The organism is Streptomyces sp. NBC_00091 (assembly GCF_026343185.1).
Lineage (GTDB): Bacteria > Actinomycetota > Actinomycetes > Streptomycetales > Streptomycetaceae > Streptomyces.
Map to the genome: position 1 here is coordinate 581,142 of NZ_JAPEMA010000001.1, position 15,762 is coordinate 596,903.

14 protein-coding genes are annotated in these 15,762 nt (G+C 71.1%); 8 read left to right on the forward strand and 6 right to left on the reverse strand.

The window, feature by feature from the left end:
- Nucleotides 1–165 precede the first annotated feature (165 nt).
- Together OOK34_RS02370 and OOK34_RS02375 are read right to left on the reverse strand one after the other, a co-directional pair.
- A complete protein-coding gene (locus tag OOK34_RS02370; RefSeq protein WP_267032200.1) occupies nt 166–1,347 on the reverse strand; it encodes a M6 family metalloprotease domain-containing protein in 1,182 nt (393 codons plus the stop codon).
- Between the two features lie 52 nt (nt 1,348–1,399).
- Nucleotides 1,400–2,665: an alpha/beta fold hydrolase gene (locus OOK34_RS02375; protein ID WP_267032201.1), complete on the reverse strand. Its 1,266-nt coding sequence runs from the start codon at nt 2,663–2,665 to the stop codon at nt 1,400–1,402.
- A gap of 215 nt (nt 2,666–2,880) precedes the next feature.
- Here OOK34_RS02375 and OOK34_RS02380 point away from each other — a divergent pair, with 215 nt between their 5' ends.
- The 6 genes from OOK34_RS02380 (at nt 2,881) to OOK34_RS02405 (ending at nt 9,456) form a co-directional block, all read left to right on the forward strand.
- Entirely contained in the window at nt 2,881–4,632 is a 1,752-nt protein-coding gene (locus OOK34_RS02380) for an ABC transporter substrate-binding protein (protein WP_267032202.1), read from the forward strand.
- Nucleotides 4,633–4,700: 68 nt separating this feature from the next.
- Nucleotides 4,701–5,666, forward strand: coding sequence for a LysR family transcriptional regulator (locus tag OOK34_RS02385; protein ID WP_267032203.1), 966 nt, complete (start codon nt 4,701–4,703; stop codon nt 5,664–5,666).
- A gap of 281 nt (nt 5,667–5,947) precedes the next feature.
- Nucleotides 5,948–6,403 carry a helix-turn-helix transcriptional regulator gene (locus tag OOK34_RS02390; RefSeq protein WP_267032204.1) on the forward strand — a complete coding sequence of 152 codons (456 nt, stop codon included), beginning with the start codon at nt 5,948–5,950 and terminating at the stop codon, nt 6,401–6,403.
- A 154-nt stretch (nt 6,404–6,557) separates the two neighbouring features.
- The gene (locus tag OOK34_RS02395; RefSeq protein ID WP_267032205.1) at nt 6,558–7,085 is read left to right on the forward strand and encodes a regulator component; all 528 of its coding nucleotides are present in this window, start codon (nt 6,558–6,560) and stop codon (nt 7,083–7,085) included.
- Entirely contained in the window at nt 7,082–8,272 is a 1,191-nt protein-coding gene (locus OOK34_RS02400) for an MAB_1171c family putative transporter (protein WP_267032206.1), read from the forward strand. Before OOK34_RS02395 ends, OOK34_RS02400 begins: the two co-directional genes overlap by 4 nt.
- A complete protein-coding gene (locus OOK34_RS02405) occupies nt 8,269–9,456 on the forward strand; it encodes a cytochrome P450 (RefSeq protein ID WP_267032207.1) in 1,188 nt (395 codons plus the stop codon). Before OOK34_RS02400 ends, OOK34_RS02405 begins: the two co-directional genes overlap by 4 nt.
- 1 nt (nt 9,457) lies before the next feature.
- On the opposite strand, the gene OOK34_RS02410 is transcribed toward OOK34_RS02405, so the two are convergent.
- Both OOK34_RS02410 and OOK34_RS02415 read right to left on the reverse strand, forming a co-directional pair.
- Complete coding sequence (locus OOK34_RS02410) at nt 9,458–10,789, reverse strand: class I SAM-dependent RNA methyltransferase (protein WP_267032208.1); 1,332 nt, start codon at nt 10,787–10,789, stop codon at nt 9,458–9,460.
- A 143-nt stretch (nt 10,790–10,932) separates the two neighbouring features.
- A complete protein-coding gene (locus OOK34_RS02415) occupies nt 10,933–12,987 on the reverse strand; it encodes an APC family permease (protein WP_267032209.1) in 2,055 nt (684 codons plus the stop codon).
- Nucleotides 12,988–13,197: 210 nt separating this feature from the next.
- Between OOK34_RS02415 and OOK34_RS02420 the strand changes: the two genes are divergently transcribed.
- Together OOK34_RS02420 and OOK34_RS02425 are read left to right on the forward strand one after the other, a co-directional pair.
- Nucleotides 13,198–13,866 (forward strand): TrkA family potassium uptake protein, encoded by a 669-nt coding sequence (locus OOK34_RS02420; RefSeq protein WP_267032210.1) that lies wholly within the window; start codon nt 13,198–13,200, stop codon nt 13,864–13,866.
- Nucleotides 13,863–14,525: a TrkA family potassium uptake protein gene (locus OOK34_RS02425; protein WP_267032211.1), complete on the forward strand. Its 663-nt coding sequence runs from the start codon at nt 13,863–13,865 to the stop codon at nt 14,523–14,525. Before OOK34_RS02420 ends, OOK34_RS02425 begins: the two co-directional genes overlap by 4 nt.
- A gap of 63 nt (nt 14,526–14,588) precedes the next feature.
- Here the strand turns inward: OOK34_RS02425 and OOK34_RS02430 are convergent, their stop codons facing one another.
- Together OOK34_RS02430 and OOK34_RS02435 are read right to left on the reverse strand one after the other, a co-directional pair.
- Nucleotides 14,589–15,326: a DUF3159 domain-containing protein gene (locus OOK34_RS02430; protein ID WP_267032212.1), complete on the reverse strand. Its 738-nt coding sequence runs from the start codon at nt 15,324–15,326 to the stop codon at nt 14,589–14,591.
- Nucleotides 15,327–15,329: 3 nt separating this feature from the next.
- Nucleotides 15,330–15,749, reverse strand: coding sequence for an OB-fold nucleic acid binding domain-containing protein (locus OOK34_RS02435; protein ID WP_266783670.1), 420 nt, complete (start codon nt 15,747–15,749; stop codon nt 15,330–15,332).
- Between the last annotated feature and the right edge of the window lie 13 nt (nt 15,750–15,762).

Here is a 15,762-nt window from a genome sequence, read left to right on the forward strand (position 1 = left end):
CCGGCGCAGAAGCCGGCGAAGAAGCCGTACGCGGACCAGCGAAGGAGGCGATGAGGCCCTCACCGACGACGACGCCCGCCGCCCCCGACCCCGCCCCTGGGCCGGCCCGCCCCTTCCCGGGCGGGCCGGCCCAGGCGTCCCCGCGGACGGGCGGCCCGGCCCGGGTCACTCCTTGCTCAGCCGCACCGTGTCTCCCGCCTGTCCGCCCGCGAGGACCTCGATGCGCACGCCGGCCGTCGGGTCGGTGAAGCTCTGCCCTGGTGCGTACGCGGCCAGGTCCAGCGGGGTGCGGCAGCCGGCGGGCGGGGTCGCGGCCGGGTTCGCGTTCATGATGCGCACCGGGCCCTCGCCGGTCCGGGCGGCGGAGTCGACCTTGTAAATGAGGACGCCGGTGGAGCAGGCGGCCGCGTCGTTGCCCTCGGCGCGGCGGGATTCCGCCACGTATGCCGTCGTCCCACCGGTCCGCAGCACTGCGATCTTGGTTCCGCCGGGCCGTTCCACCGGGGTCAGCCGTACCGTCCGGCGACCGGAGGCGGGCAGGCAGGCGACCTGGTCGTCGCGGGTCCAGCCGAGCTTCCAGGAGTGCCAGCCGAGGTACTGCGGGGCGTGGCCGGCGATGTCGCCCATGACGTCCCAGCCGCCCACGTACCGGTGGGTGGCGCCGGTGAACGCGTACAGGTCGGGCAGCCCGAAGGTGTGGGCGGTCTCGTGGGCGGCGACCTTGTGACCCCAGCGCCACATGTCCTGTCCGAAGGTGACGGCCCATTTGAGCCGGGTGCCGTCGGCGGTGATGCCGGGCGCGGCCGGGTCGTACAGGTAGGCCGGCGAGAAGGGGATGGCGGTCGCCGTCCTCGCGGGGACGACGTAGACCATGTCGTAGCGGGAGAAGTCCGCGTAGGGATCGGCGGCCGTGACCGCGTCGCGGAGGTACCTCTCGTGGGCCTCGAAGGTGAGGCCGCGCGCGAAGCCGTAGGAGGTCGAGTCGGCGGGCATCCGGATCCAGCGGTGCAACGGGGTGTTGTCCAGCCGCAGACGACCGTGGCTCGCGCGGCCCATCCACCCGGCGGCCGGGGCGAGGTGGGCGGCGTACGGCTCGGTGGAGTCGGTGGCCGGGGCATCGGGGAAGTCCACGTACAGCGTCAGGACGCGACGGGTTCCGGTGGCCGGCTGGAACTGGGTCCGGTCGGTGTCGTGGCCCTCGTCCGTCCAGCCGGTCCGGCCGGGGAGGGCGCAGCCCGCGGCGGGGGGCGGCGGGCCGGGGGCGGCGGCCGCGGTGGGAACGGTCAGGCAGGAGACCAGGGCGACGGCCGCGGCGAGCGGCCGCAGGTGGTGGATGGGGGTGGTCATGTCTCTCCCGTCGGTGGCAGGTTGGGGGGATCCGGGGGAGCCGGGGATGGTGCTACGCGCGCCCCGCGGCCAGGTCCATCAGGCGGGACAGCACGCGCCCGCCGGAGGCGGAGACTCCGTCGTGCTCCCATTCGTTGGTGACCCAGACCCGGCTGGCGCCGACCTCGCGCACGGTGCGCAGGGAGAGCCCGGCGTCCACGTACATGTCGTCGTGGTAGACGAGTGCGGCGAGCGGCACCCGGTTGGCGGCCAGGCGGCGGGGGTCGTACAGGGGTGGCCAGTCGGCGCGTTCGGCGAGCAGGTCGGCGGCGTCGGCGAAGGGGCGCAGGCCCTTGATCTCGCGGAACATCCAGGGGTAGATCATTTCTCCGGTGAGCAGGAGGGGGTCGGCGTCCTCGGCGAACTCTGGGAGGTCCGCCAGGGCCCTGGAGGCCGCCCAGCCCGTCGGTCCCGCGCCCTGGCCGTACAGGGTCTCCTGCATGACGGCGAAGAGCGGGTTGTCGGTGAAGCCGGTCAGCGTCATCACCTGGTGCAGGAACGTGTCGGTCGGCTTCGCTTGCCCGTCGAGGGATCCGTCGAGGAGCCAGTGGATCCGCTCGAAGCCGTCGCCCATGCCGAGGACGAGGCCGAGCGTGCGCAGGCGGTGGGGGGTGAGCCGGTCTCCGTCGGGCAGGCGCACATCGGTGGCTGCCAGGAGGCGGGCGATCTCGCGGAGCCGGGCGGCGTCGTCGGGGTAGCGTGCGTAGAAGTCGAGGACGCGGTCCCGTACCCGGGGGTAGGTGCGGGCGTAGACCTCGTCGGCGGTGGCCGAGAGGCCGGGCAGGCCGCCCGTCACGTAGCAGGCCCGCAGACCTTCGGGGGCCTGGCTCAGGTAGGTGAGGGTGATGAAGCCGCCGTAGCTCTGGCCGAGGGTTTCCCAGGGCTCGTCGCCGCACAGCCGGCGGCGGATCAGTTCGGCGTCCGCGACGATCGAGTCGGCGCGGAAGTGGCCGAGGTGGTGGGCCAGCCGGGCCGGCGAGGCGAAGCGGGAGGCCGCCCGGGCGGTGAGGGGAGTGGAGCGGCCCGTGCCGCGCTGGTCGAGGAGCAGGACCCGGTGGGTCTGGAGGGCCTGGGGCAGCCAGCCGGGTGAACCGGCCGACGGCCTGGGCGACTTGCCGCCGGGTCCGCCCTGGAGATAGAGCAGCCAGGGCAGTTGCCGGCCCGCGTGGCGCGGGTCGGTGACCTCCCGGGCGAAGACCTGGAGGGTCGGACCGTCCGGGGCCGCGTGGTCCAGGGGGACGGTGAAGACGTGGTCGACGGTCGCGTACGCGGGGTTCATGGGTCCCTTTCGCGGCTGCGGCCGCACAGTGGCGTGTGACATTACGCCGTAGCATCGCGCGGCCAACGGCGGTCGCGGAGCTCTCACTTGGCCATAACTCCGCGCTATGGAGGCGCGACAATTGTGAGTGCCATTTCACATAACTATGTTATCGGTCACATTCCAGCCTCCCCCGGGCTGCCCGACTGTTCACGGAGTGACCACTGATGAAACTGATGAACAAGCGCACTCTCCACGCTCTCGCCACCGCTCTGGCGGCGACCGTCACACTCGGCATGGCCGGCTGTTCCAACGGCAGCCACTCCGGCGGCAGTCGGCAGGACAAAGACGCGAAGAACCCCGCGCTCGCCAACGCGGGGACCGCCGTCGGCGGCACTCCGCAGAAGGGCGGCACGCTGACCGTCCTGTCCAACCAGGACTTCACGCACCTCGACCCGGCCCGCAACTGGGTGATCGGCGACATGGAATTCGGCACCCGGCTGCTCTACCGCACGCTGGTGACGTACAGGGCGGAGCCGGGCACGAAGGGCGGAGAGCTGGTCCCCGACCTCGCCGAGGACCTCGGTGTCTCCTCCAACGGCGCCAGGACGTGGACCTTCACGCTCAAGAGGGGCCTCACGTACGAGGACGGCACGCCGATCACCGCCCAGGACGTCAAGTACAACGTGGAGCGGTCCTTCTCCCCCGACCTGCCCGGCGGCCCGGACTACGCCGCCCGCTACCTGGCCGGCGCCGAGGGCTACCGGGGCCCCGCCCAGGGGCAGCACCTCGACTCCGTCAAGACCCCCGACGACCACACGATCGTCTTCGAACTCCGCAAGCCCTTCGCGGAGTTCCCCAACGCCACCGTCCTGCCCACCTTCGCCCCGGTGCCCAGGTCCCAGGACAAGGGCCCCCAGTACGACAGCCGCCCGTTCTCCTCGGGCCCCTACAAGATCGAGTCGTACGACCGGGACAAGCGGCTGGTGCTGGTCCGCAACCCCCACTGGGACCCGGCGACGGACGCCGTGCGCAAGGCGTACCCGGACAAGCTGGTCGTGGTGATGGGGCTGAGGGCCAACCAGATCGACGACCGGCTCATCGCCTCGGAGGGCGGGGACGCCTCTGCCGTCTCCTGGGGCAAGCTGCGCCCCGAGAGCACCCCCAAGGTGCTCACCAAGGCCGACGTCAGGGCGCGGCTGCTCGCCGAGTCCACCAACTGCACCGAGATGGTGCAGATGCACACCGGCCGCGCCCCCTTCGACGACGTCAGGGTCCGGCAGGCCGTGCAGTACGCCCTGGACCGTGAGGCGGTGCTGACCGCCTCGGGCGGCCCGGCGCTCAACGAACCCTCCACGGCACTCATGCCCGGCTCGCTCTTCGGCGGCAAGCAGCCCGACACGCTGGGGATCCCGGCCACGGGTGACGTGGGGAAGGCGAAGCGGCTCCTGGAGGAGGCCGGCAAGCCGGACGGGTTCACGACCGCCATCACCGTCTCCAACGGGGACAAGGGGGTCGCCGAGGCGGTCCAGCAGTCCCTGGGCCGGGCGGGGATCAAGGTCACGATCGACGCCGTCGACCCGTCGGCCTTCTACGACACCATCGGTGACACCGAGCACCGCACCGACCTCGTCTACACCGGCTGGTGCCCCGACTACCCCTCCGGCTCCACCTTCCTGCCCTTCCTCTTCGACGGCCGCTACATCAAGGAGAAGGGGAACTCCGGCAACCACTCGCTCTTCCGCGACGAGGCCACGATGAAGCGGATGGACGACATAGCCGCCATGACGGACACGGCGCAGGCCAACAAGGCCTGGCAGCAGCTGGACGGGGAGATCCTCGCCAAGGCCCCGACGGCGCCCGCCGTCATCGAGCGCATGCCGCTGCTGGTCGGCACCAACATCGCCGGCGCCTTCGGCCACACGTCCTTCGGCGGCCAGCTCGACTACGCCACGATCGGTCTCAAGGACCCGGCGAAGAGCATGTGACATTTCACATAAGACTGACGGGAGTCGTCTCCTGTTCGAAAGCTGTCGCCGCTCCTAACATGCGCGGCATGGAACTGGAGGTACGGCACCTGCGGGTGGTGTGCGCGATCGCCGAGGCCGGCAGCCTCACCCGGGCCGCCGCCGCGCTGTCGATGACCCAGCCGGGCCTCAGCACGCAGTTGCGCCGCATCGAGTCGATGCTCGGCGGCGCCCTCTTCGACCGGCGGCGGGCCGGAGCCACCCCCACGGCCTTCGGTGAGCTGGTGCTGGCCCGTGCCCACGCCGTCCTCCCGGGCGTCGACGCGCTCCTCGCCGACACCGCCCGCGCGGCCCGCCACCTGGCATCCCCGGACCGGGTGCGCGTCGGATCGGTCGGTGCTCCCCTCATCGGCCACCTCATCCTGGCCATCGGGGCGTTGCTGCCCCGGGCCGAGGTGACGTCCCGGTGCCACTACTCCCCCGTCACCCTCCTGGACGACCTCGCCGCCGGCCGCCTGGAGGCGGCGGTCCTCGGCGACCACCCCGAGCAGGCGCTTCCCCCGCGCGACGGGGTCGTCCTCACTCCGCTGGTCACCGAACCCGTCTTCGCCCTGCTGCCCGCGGCCCACCCGCTGGCCGGCCAGGAGGCCGTCTCCCTCACCGAACTCGCCGATCACGACTGGGCGATGCCCCGGCCCGACGGCGACCGCACCCGCGAGTACTGGTCCTCGGTGTGCGCGCTGACCGGCCGCCGCCCCTCCGCCCCGCACGAGGCCGAGGGTCGCCAGCTGGTCGAACTGGTCCGCGCGGGCCTGGCCGTCAGCCTCTGCCAGGCCACCTTCACGGAAACCCCCGGCGTCGCCGTCCGCCCCCTCGCGGACAACCCGCTCTGGTACCGCCACATCCTGGCCTGGCACCGGGACGGCCCCCTGACCCCCCACAGCGCCGCCCTCCTGCGCACGGTCGCAGCCGGCTACCTGACCACCTGCGCCACCAGCCCCGTCTACACGGCCTGGCGCACCCGCCACCCACACCTGGCCCAGCCCCGCGCATGAGACCCCGGGTCAGGCGCCCTTCGCCGCCGGCCCCAGGATCGCCACGCAGGGTGCCCGCGGGCCGGGCCGTGGCCGAGCTCACCCCCGTGAAGCTCGACCCCGACCGGCCGGCACCGCCACCCCTCGACACTTCAGTGGCGAAGAAGCGTTGGTAACGTACACCAGAGTGACTGTCCGGCGTCAACCAAAGTGTTGCCGGAGCCGGCCCGTTGGGCTTCGAGAAACACTGTGGTGGACAAAGGCTCGGCATCACACCAAGGAGCACCAAGGAGGCCGTGTACGTGGAGGATGACCAGTCGCCCACCTTCGCCCAACTCCTGGACCACCTCTTCCGCGAGGTACACCCCCCTTCCCGGGGGCCCTACACCTACGCGGAGGTCGCCGAGGGAATCCGCAAGGCCGCGACCGGAGAGGGTCGCGGGGTGACGGCGAGCGCCATCCAGCAACTGCGCACGGGTGCCAAGCGGAACCCGACGCGACACACCATCAAGGCCCTGGCCGACTTCTTCGGCGTCCCGGCGGGCTACTTCGTCGACAACGCGGCGGCCGCGCGCACCAAGGCGGAGATCGGCCTCCTCGCCGCCATGCGCGATCAGGACGTCCGCAAGGTGGCCCTGCGCGCCAACGGCCTGAGCGTCGACAGCCTGAAGATGCTGTCCACCGTGATCGAACAGGCCCGGAAACTCGAGGGGCTCACCACCGACGACCCCGCGCAGGACCTCAACCTGGACGACTGAACCGCGCACCGGGCGCCGATCACACGGTCCCCGAGGCGGCACCCCGCCCTCGAAGCGGAGTCGCGAACATGCCAGCATGGGGGCGCGTACCAGGCCCCCAGGGGGAGGTTCGCCCCGGCCGACCGCCCCCGCCCGGCGTCACCAGAGTGAGGACATGGACCTTGAGCAGCTTCGCGCCGCGTGTGAGGCACGCGTCGAGGCGCTTCGGCTCCCGCACCGCTTCAGCACCCGCGACCTCCGCGACGCCGTGGCCGAACAACGCGGACGCCCCATCATCCTGCGCCCCCTGAGCACACTGGGCGCCATGGACGCTCCGTGCGGGATCCGCCTGGAGACCCCGGACGCCGACCTGTTGTTCTACGAGGAGGCCACCTCCCCCCTCCACCAGAACCACATCCTCGCGCACGAGATCAGCCACATCATCTGCGACCACCCCGGCAGCTTGGAACTGGACCAGGACACCCTCCGCGCGATCGGTTTCAACCCCACCCTCGTCCAGCGCATGTCCGGCCGGACCAGCTACACGAGTGAGGACGAACGCGAGGCCGAGGTGATGGCCAGCGTGATCCGACAACTCATGTACCGGGGACGCGAGTCCCCGTCGAGCCGGCCCGCCAGCGGCGCCGAGAGCTGGGACGCGCTGTTCGCCGAGCCGCACAGGAAGAAACGCCACCCGAAATGATCAACATCCTCTTCACGGGCACGGCCGTCGTGCTGCTGTGCTTCGCCGTCTACTGGGTGAGAGGGCGCGGTGGACACCGCCCCACCGGCACCTGGGCGATGGCGGCACTGCTGACCTCGTTCGCCCTCGCCTTCGCGTCCTACTCCCCCGCAGTGGAGCGCGCGGTCGAATCGGTCGTCCCCCACGTCGCCCGACTCCTCAGCAACACCTTCACCCTGACGGCGGCCACCTCGGTCCTCGCCTTCCTCTTCCAGCTCAATCTGGACCGCGAGCGGGCCCACCGACAGATCCGACTGCGCGTCATCGCCCTCGCGATCTGCGTCGCCGGCATGACCGCCTTCTTCACCGCCGAGCAACTCACGGGCCGCAACCCGGCGTTGTACGCGTGCTACGTGCTCATCTACATCTCCTACCTGGGGTACACGGCCAAGGACTTCCTGCTGCAGACCTGGGCCCAGTCCAAGCGCTCGACCCGCCGCAGCCAGCGCTGGGGCCTGCGCACGACCTCGGTCGGCTGCGGTTTCGCCCTCGTCTACGCGGCGTACAAGCTCTTCGCCCTGGTCTCCATCGGCCTCGGCCTGGGGCTCGTGCCCGACCACGCCCGGTGCTCGAGCCCGCTGACCCCCTTCCGCTGCGCGTTCAGCGTGACCGCGCCCGCCGTCGCCGTCCTCCTCATCACCGTCGGCCTCACCCTCCCCGCCCTGCTGTGGCCGCTCAGCCAACTGCGCCGCCGTCGCTGGGAACGGAACTCGTTCACCGCGCTGGAACCCCTGTGGCGGGAGGTCACCTCGGCGGTCCCCGAGGTGGTGCTCGACCCGGGCAGCACCGAGGCCGACACCCACGACCTCGACTTCCACCTCCACCGCCGGGTCATCGAGATCAACGACTGCGTGCTGGCCCTGCGCCGGTACCGTCAAGCATCGGTACGGGACGCCGCGGCCGCCGAGGCCGCCCGCCGGGGCACGGCCGACACCCCCGAGGGCGACGCCGCGGTGGAGGCGGCGGTCATCGCCGCGGCCGTCAACGCGAAGCGCGCCGGACTCCCCCTCGACGGCGACGAGGCCCCGCCCGCCGCCGGCACCCGCTCCCGCAAGGGCGACCTCCCGGCGGAGACCGCGTGGCTGCTGCTCGTGGCGGACGCCTACGCGCGGTACCCGGCACCCGAGCACGCGGGCGCGGCCTCGTGACCGCCCCGCGGCAGGACCCCCTGCGCGACCCGCGCTTCTTCGCCGACCCCTACCCCACCTACGACCGGCTGCGCGAGGTCTGCCCGGTCCGGCGGATCCCCACCGGCTCCGGCGGACACCACGCGTACCTGATCACCGGTCACCCCGAGGCCCGCGAGGCGTTCACCGACCCCCGCCTGTCCAAGGACACGGCCCGCTTCTTCGCCGACCGGCCCTCGAACCGCGACCTGCACCCGGCGATCTCCCGCAACATGCTGGCGAGCGACCCACCCGAGCACACCCGCCAGCGCCGGGTGGCAACACGCCTGTTCACAACGGGCCGCGTCCGAAAACTACGCCCGTTCATCACCCGAATCGTGGACGACCTGACGACCACGTGGCGACCGGGCACGGACATCGACCTGGTGGCGGACCTGGCGGTCCCCCTGCCGGTCACCGTCGTCTGCGAACTCCTGGGCGTCCCTGAACCCGACCGCACCACCCTCGCCGCCCGTTCCCACGACCTCTTCGACGCGACCGACACCGCTCGCATCGACGCCGCGTCACACCACATCGGCGACTACCTCACCCACCTGATCGACGCGGCCCGCACCACCCCCGGCGACGGCCCCCTCCACGCCCTCCTGCACGACTGCGACGAAGACGGCCTCACCCTCGACGAGACCATCTCCCTGGCAGCCCTCCTCCTGGTCGCCGGGCACGAGACCACCACCCACTTCATCGGCAACGCCGTCCTGGCCCTGCTCCGGCACCCGGAGGCCTTCGACCGCCTGCGCCGGGACCCGGACCTGATCCCCGGCGCCCTCGACGAACTGCTCCGCTTCGACTCCCCGGTGAGCGTGGCCACCTTCCGCTACAGCACGCAGGACCTGCGCGTCGGCGGCATCGACATCCCGGCGGGCTTCCCGGTCCTGATCGCCCCCGGAGCCGCGAACCGCGACCCGGCGGCGTTCCCCGACCCGAACCACCTGGACCTCGACCGCGACGCCGGCGCCCACCTCTCCTTCGGCCACGGCATCCACCGCTGCCCGGGCGCCCCCCTGGCCCGGGCCGAGGCCGAAATCGCCCTGCGCACCCTACTGACCCGCTTCCCGAACACCCGCCTGGCCATCCCCGCGGAATCCCTGACCTGGCGCCAAACCCGCCTCACCCGCGGCCTGACCACCCTCCCCCTCACCCTGTAGGTCAGGCGCCCTTCGCCACCGGCTCCAGGATGGCCACGCATTCCACGTGGTGGGTCATCGGGAAGAGGTCGAAGACGCGCAGCGTGCGGACCTTGTAGCCGGCGTCCTTGAAGTAGCCGAGGTCGCGGGCCAGGGCCGCCGGGTCGCAGGCCACGTAGGCGATGCGGCGGGCGGAGAGGCCGGCGATGTGGCGGACGGTCTGCTTGCCGGCGCCCGCGCGGGGCGGGTCGAGGACGACCAGGTCGCACTCGGTGATGCCGGTCTTGGGGAGGGCCTGGTCGACCTTGCCCTGCTCGATGCGGACCCGGGGGAAGTCGGCCAGGTTGTGGCGGGCGTCCTCCACCGCGCGCTTGCCCGACTCGATGCCGAGGACCGCCCCGGTCTCGCCGAGGCGCTCCGCCAGCGCGCCGGCGAAGATGCCGACGCCGCAGTAGAGGTCGAGGGCCATCTCGCCCTTGCGCGGCATCAGGCCCTGCATGACGGCCTTGATCAGGGTGTCGGCGGCCTGCGGGTGGACCTGCCAGAAGCCGCCCATGCCGACCCGGTACGTACGGCCGTCCGCGCGCTCGCGCACGAAGGGGCGGCCGTGGACGCGGTGGACCCCGCCGTCCTTCTCCTCGACGCGCAGGACCGAGACGGGCTTGTCCAGCTCCACGAGGGGGAGGCGGCCGCCGGGGCGGGGAGTGAGGACGACCTGGCGGTCGCCGGAGCCGGAGGCCGCGATGGCCTCGACGGTGGCCATCTGGGGCCAGTCCTGCTTCTCGATGCCCAGTTCGGTGACGCCCGGGGCCGCGATCATGCAGTGGTCGATCAGTTCGACGTCGTGCGAGCGGTGCTTGCGCAGGCCCGCGTTGCCGTCCTCGTCGATGGCGAACTGGACCCGGGTGCGCCACTGGGGGACCTGGCCCGCCGGCAGCTTGTCGCCCTCGGCCGGCATGACGGTGCCGTCCCAGCCGGCCTCCTCCGGGGTGAGCCCGGCGAGCCGCTTCAGCTGCTCGGCGACGACCTCGCCCTTGAGCCGGCGCTGGGCGCCCGGCTTGGCGTGCTGCCAGTCGCAGCCGCCGCACTTGCCGGGGCCGGCGTACGGGCAGGGGGCTTCCACGCGGTCCTTGGAGGCGGTGAGGACCGTGATCGCGTCGGCGCGCAGGAAGCGGGAGTCGGACTCGCCCTCCGTCACGCGGGCGATGACCTTCTCGCCGGGCAGCGTGTGGCGGACGAACAGGACGCGCCCCTCGGCGGTCCGGGCGATGCAGTGGCCGCCGTGCGCGACGGGGCCGACCTCGACCTCGTACTCCTCCCCGACCAGTGACTGCTTCTCGTTCTGCTCGGTCATGGTGGGGAGACTCCAAGGAGGGAAGGAAGAGTGGATCAAGAAAGTGGATCAAGTGGATCAAAAGGAACGGCCGGACGACCGACCCACCAGTTTACGTGGATCTCGTCCGGCCGTTCACCAACCCGTCCCGGCGGCCCGCCGGGCTACTTGGCCGCCGGGTCCTTCGGACGCGACCGCGGGGCGTCGACGGGGCCCCGGCGCACCGCGCCCGGAGCGTTCCACTCCTGGCGCTTCCTGGCCCGCCGCTTGGCGAGCTCCGAGGACTCCAGCTGGTAGGGCACCGAGGTGACCATCACGCCGGGCGTGAACAGCAGCCGGCCCTTGAGGCGCAGCGCGCTCTGGTTGTGCAGGAGGTGCTCGTACCAGCGGCCGACGACGTACTCGGGGATGTAGACGCTGACGGCGTCGCGCGGGTTCTCGCTGCGCAGCCCCTTCACGTACTCGATCACCGGGCGGGTGATCTCGCGGTAGGGCGAGTCGAGGATCTTCAGCGGGACGTTGATCCCGCGCCGCTCCCACTCCACCCTCAGGGCCTTGGTCTCGGCCTGGTCGACGCTGATGCTGAGCGCCTCCAGGGTGTCCGAGCGGGTCAGCTTGGCGAAGGCCAGGGCGCGCAGCGTGGGCTTGTGGATCTTCGAGACGAGGACGATCGAGTGGACCCGGGAGGGCCGCACGCTGTCGTCGCTGGGGCCCTCGTCGGCGGCGATCTCGGTGGCGACCCGGTCGTAGTGCTTCCGGATCGCGGTCATCGTGCCGTAGAAGATCAGCATGCCCAGCAGGGCGACCCAGGCTCCGTGCGTGAACTTGGTGGCCAGGACGACGACCAGGACCATGCCGGTGAAGAAGGCGCCGAAGGTGTTGATCGCCCGCGAGCGGTGCATCCGGCGGCGGGCGGACTGGTCCCGCTCGGTCCGCAGGTGGCGGTTCCAGTGCCGGACCATGCCGATCTGGCTCAGCGTGAAGGAGACGAACACGCCGACGATGTAGAGCTGGATCAGCTTGGTCGAGTCGGCGTCGTAGATCCACACCAGCAGCATGGCGGCGCCCGCCAGGAGCACGATGCCGTTGGAGAAGGCGAGCCGGTCGCCGCGGGTGTGCAGCTGGCGCGGCAGGTAGCGGTCCTGGGCCAGGATCGAGCCGAGCAGCGGGAAGCCGTTGTAGGCGGTGTTGGCGGCCAGGAACAGGACGAGCGCGGTGGCGGTCGCCAGCACGATGAACAGGATGCTGCCGCTGCCGAAGACGGCCTCGGCCACCTGGGAGATCACCGGGTGCTGGACGAACCCGTCGCCGACCGGGACGCCGTTCTCCAGCAGGCTGGTCGCGGGGGTCTCGGCCATCTTCACGTCGGTGGCCATGGCCAGCCCGATGATCCCGCAGAACATGGTGACGGCCAGGCCGCCCATGAGCGCGAGGGTGGTGGCGGCGTTCTTGCTCTTGGGCTTGCGGAAGGCCGGCACGCCGTTGCTGATCGCCTCGACACCGGTCAGGGCGGCACAGCCGGAGGAGAAGGCGCGCAGCAGCAGGAAGACCAGGGCGAACCCGGCCAGCCCCTGGTGCTCGGCCTTGATCTCCAGACCGGCGGTCGGGGCCTCCATCGAGTCGCCCATGACGAGGCCGCGCCAGGCACCCCAGGCGATCATGACGAACACGGCGCCGACGAACACGTACGTCGGGATGGCGAAGAGCTTCCCGGATTCCTTCACGCCGCGCAGATTCATCAGCGTGAGCAGCAGAATCATCAGGATCGCCGAGAGCACCTTGTGCTCGATGACGAAATCGACGGCGGAACCGAGATTCTCGACTCCGGAGGAAATCGAGACGGCAACGGTGAGGACGTAGTCGACGAGCAGGGCGCTCGCCACGGTGAGGCCCGCTTTGGGTCCGAGGTTGGTGTTGGCCACCTCGTAGTCGCCGCCGCCGCTCGGGTACGCGTGGACGTTCTGCCGGTAGGAGGCGACCACGGTGAACATCAGCACGACGACCGCGACCGCGATCCAGGGGCTGAAGTGGTACGCCGACACACCCGCGATGGACAGGACCAGCAGTACCTCGCCGGGGGCATATGCCACTGAGGAGAGGGGGTCGGATGCGAACACAGGAAGGGCGATCCGCTTGGGGAGGAGAGTTTCCCCGAGGCGGTCGCTGCGCAGCGCCCGGCCGATCAGGATCCGTTTGGGCACGTCGGTCAGTTTGGACACGCAGAGGATCGTAAGCGTTCGAAATCTGACTGACGAACCCCCTGCCCCGGATCCGCACCAATGCGCCGCCAATGAGGCACCGCGTGGACCCCAAATGGTCACACTGGTGACCGCCCGTGTGTAGCTTGGGCCATGGTCTGAGACCCTGTTTAGCCAGAGCATGCAATGAGGCTGGAAACCAGCGAGCCGCTGTCAGCCGGAAGGACGGCCGTGCACATCGTCATTATGGGCTGCGGAAGAGTGGGTTCCGCTCTCGCGCAGACCTTGGAGCAGCAGGGGCATACGGTCGCCGTCGTCGACCAGGACCCCACCGCATTCCGTCGGCTCGGGGCTTCCTTCGGCGGCCGCCGCGTCACCGGTGTCGGATTCGACCAGGACACCCTGCGGGAGGCCGGGATCGAGGAAGCGGGCGCCTTCGCCGCGGTCAGCAGTGGTGACAATTCCAACATCATCGCCGCCCGCGTGGCCCGTGAGATGTTCGGCGTCGAGAACGTCGCCGCCCGTATCTACGACCCCAAGCGCGCCGAGGTCTACCAGCGCCTCGGGATCCCCACCGTCGCGACCGTACGGTGGACCGCGGACCAGATGCTGCGCCGGCTGCTGCCCTCGGGCTCGGAGCCGCTGTGGCGCGACCCGAGCGGCGGCGTGCAGCTCGCGGAGGTGCACGCCTCCGCCGCCTGGATCGGGCACAAGGTCAGCCAGCTCCAGGAGGAGACCGGCGTCCGTGTCGCGTTCCTCACCCGCCTGGGCGAAGCGATGCTGCCGACTTCGCAGACCGTCCTCCAGGAGGGCGACCTCGTCCACGTGATGATGCGCACGGACGAGATCGACAAGGTCGAGGCGGCCTTCGCCGAAGGTCCCGAGGAGGCACACGCATGAGGGTCGCGATCGCCGGAGCCGGGGCCGTGGGCCGCTCCATCGCCGGAGAACTGCTGGAGAACGGCCACGAGGTGCTCCTCGTGGACAAGGCGCCGACCGCCATCTCGGTGGAGCGGGTGCCGCAGGCCGAGTGGCTGCTGGCCGACGCCTGCGAGATCACCTCGCTCGACGAGGCGGCGCTCCAGCGCTGCAACGTGGTCATCGCCGCGACGGGCGACGACAAGGTCAACCTGGTCGTCTCCCTGCTCGCGAAGACCGAGTACGGGGTCCCGCGCGTGGTGGCCCGGGTGAACAACCCGAAGAACGAGTGGCTCTTCAACGAGTCCTGGGGCGTCGACGTCGCGGTCTCCACGCCGCGCCTGATGTCGGCCCTGGTCGAAGAGGCCGTCAGCGTCGGCGACCTGGTGCGCCTGCTGCGCTTCAGCCACGGCGACGCCAACCTCGTCGAACTGACCCTGCCGGCCGACTCCTCGGTCGCGGGCACCCAGATCAGCGAGATCTCCTGGCCGGAGGACACCTCCCTGGTCACGATCATCCGCGGCAACCGGGTGCTCACCCCGCACGGCGAGGAGACCCTGGAGCCGGGCGACGAGCTCCTCTTCGTGGCCGCCCAGGCCCGCGAGGAGCAGCTGGAGGAACTCCTCCAGGCCCGCCGCTGACAACGCGAAGGGGCGGGGTGACCTCGATGGTCGCCCCGCCCCTTCCGCATGCTCCCCGGGGTCTCAGACCCCCCGCTCCCGGGCTGCCGCCTTGGCCGCCTTCTCGGCGGCCTCCTCGGCCTCGTACTCGGCGATCACGTCGATCGGCGGCGGCGCCTTCGCCAGGAAGACCCAGGTGAAGTACACGGCCAGCACCATCGGCGGGAGCTTCAGCGCGATCAGCACCCAGCCCAGCTGCGTCGCGTCGCCCCACCAGTACAGCGGGAAGAGGATCGCGTACTTGGCGAGGAAGATCAGGCCCCAGGCCAGGCTGGCCTTGGTGTACGCCTTCTTGCGCCCCGGGTTGCGGGTGCGCCAGGACAGGTTCTCCTTGAAGACCGGCCCCAGGACCACCCCCAGCAGCGGGAACCCCACCAGCGCCGAGACCGTGAAGGCCACGCCCAGGCCGACGCCGTAGATCATGCCGGGCAGGTAGAAGCCCTTGGCGCTGCCCGTGAAGAGGGCGAAGGCCACGCCCACGCCCACGCCGAAGACCCCGCTGAAGGCGTGCTTGACGGTGTCCTTGCGCAGCAGCCGCACGATCACCAGCAGCACGGCGACCGCGCCCGCCGCGATCGCCGACAGCTTCACGTCCTTGTTGATGGTGTAGATCATCACGAAGAGCAGGCCGGGGAGCATCGTCTCCACGGTGCCCCGGATGCCGCCGAAGGCATCGAAGAGCGCCGCCTGCGTCACGGCCTTCTGGTCGGCGGAGGGCGCCGCGTCAGGGTCCGGGGTGGTCGGTCGGTCGAGTGACGTCACCGGTCAGTGCTCCTGTCCGAGCGGTCGGAGTTCGTACTTCGGGTTGAAGAGGACCCGGCGCCCGTGGCTCATCGAGATCCGCCCCGAAGCGATCATGCGCCGCCCCGGTTCGATTCCCACGATCGAGCGACGCCCGAGCCACACCACGTCCAGCGCGGCCGATCCGTCGAACAGTTCGGCCTCCAGGGCGGGCACGCCCGCTCGCGGCCGGAGGGTGACGGTACGGAGGGTTCCGGTCACCTTCACTATCTGACGGTCGTGGCAGTCGCAGATCCGCGTGCACCCCGCGGCTTCTGCGTCCTCCTGCAGTTCCGCCGAATGCAGCTCCTCCTGGGAGGTGGACAGCCGCTCTATCATCCGGCGGAACCGGCCCGCCGGCCTGACCGGTTTCGCGGGCTTCTCGGGACGCGGTTCAGCACTCATACAGGAAGCCTAC

Coding starts and splice junctions, on each gene's coding strand:
- OOK34_RS02410 (WP_267032208.1), bottom strand. CDS start 10,789: ATGACCGAGCAGAACGAGAAGCAGTCACTGGTCGGGGAGGAGTACGAG.
- OOK34_RS02435 (WP_266783670.1), bottom strand. CDS start 15,749: ATGAGTGCTGAACCGCGTCCCGAGAAGCCCGCGAAACCGGTCAGGCCG.
- OOK34_RS02375 (WP_267032201.1), bottom strand. CDS start 2,665: ATGAACCCCGCGTACGCGACCGTCGACCACGTCTTCACCGTCCCCCTG.
- OOK34_RS02380 (WP_267032202.1), top strand. CDS start 2,881: ATGAACAAGCGCACTCTCCACGCTCTCGCCACCGCTCTGGCGGCGACC.
- OOK34_RS02385 (WP_267032203.1), top strand. CDS start 4,701: ATGGAACTGGAGGTACGGCACCTGCGGGTGGTGTGCGCGATCGCCGAG.
- OOK34_RS02425 (WP_267032211.1), top strand. CDS start 13,863: ATGAGGGTCGCGATCGCCGGAGCCGGGGCCGTGGGCCGCTCCATCGCC.
- OOK34_RS02400 (WP_267032206.1), top strand. CDS start 7,082: ATGATCAACATCCTCTTCACGGGCACGGCCGTCGTGCTGCTGTGCTTC.
- OOK34_RS02370 (WP_267032200.1), bottom strand. CDS start 1,347: ATGACCACCCCCATCCACCACCTGCGGCCGCTCGCCGCGGCCGTCGCC.
- OOK34_RS02395 (WP_267032205.1), top strand. CDS start 6,558: ATGGACCTTGAGCAGCTTCGCGCCGCGTGTGAGGCACGCGTCGAGGCG.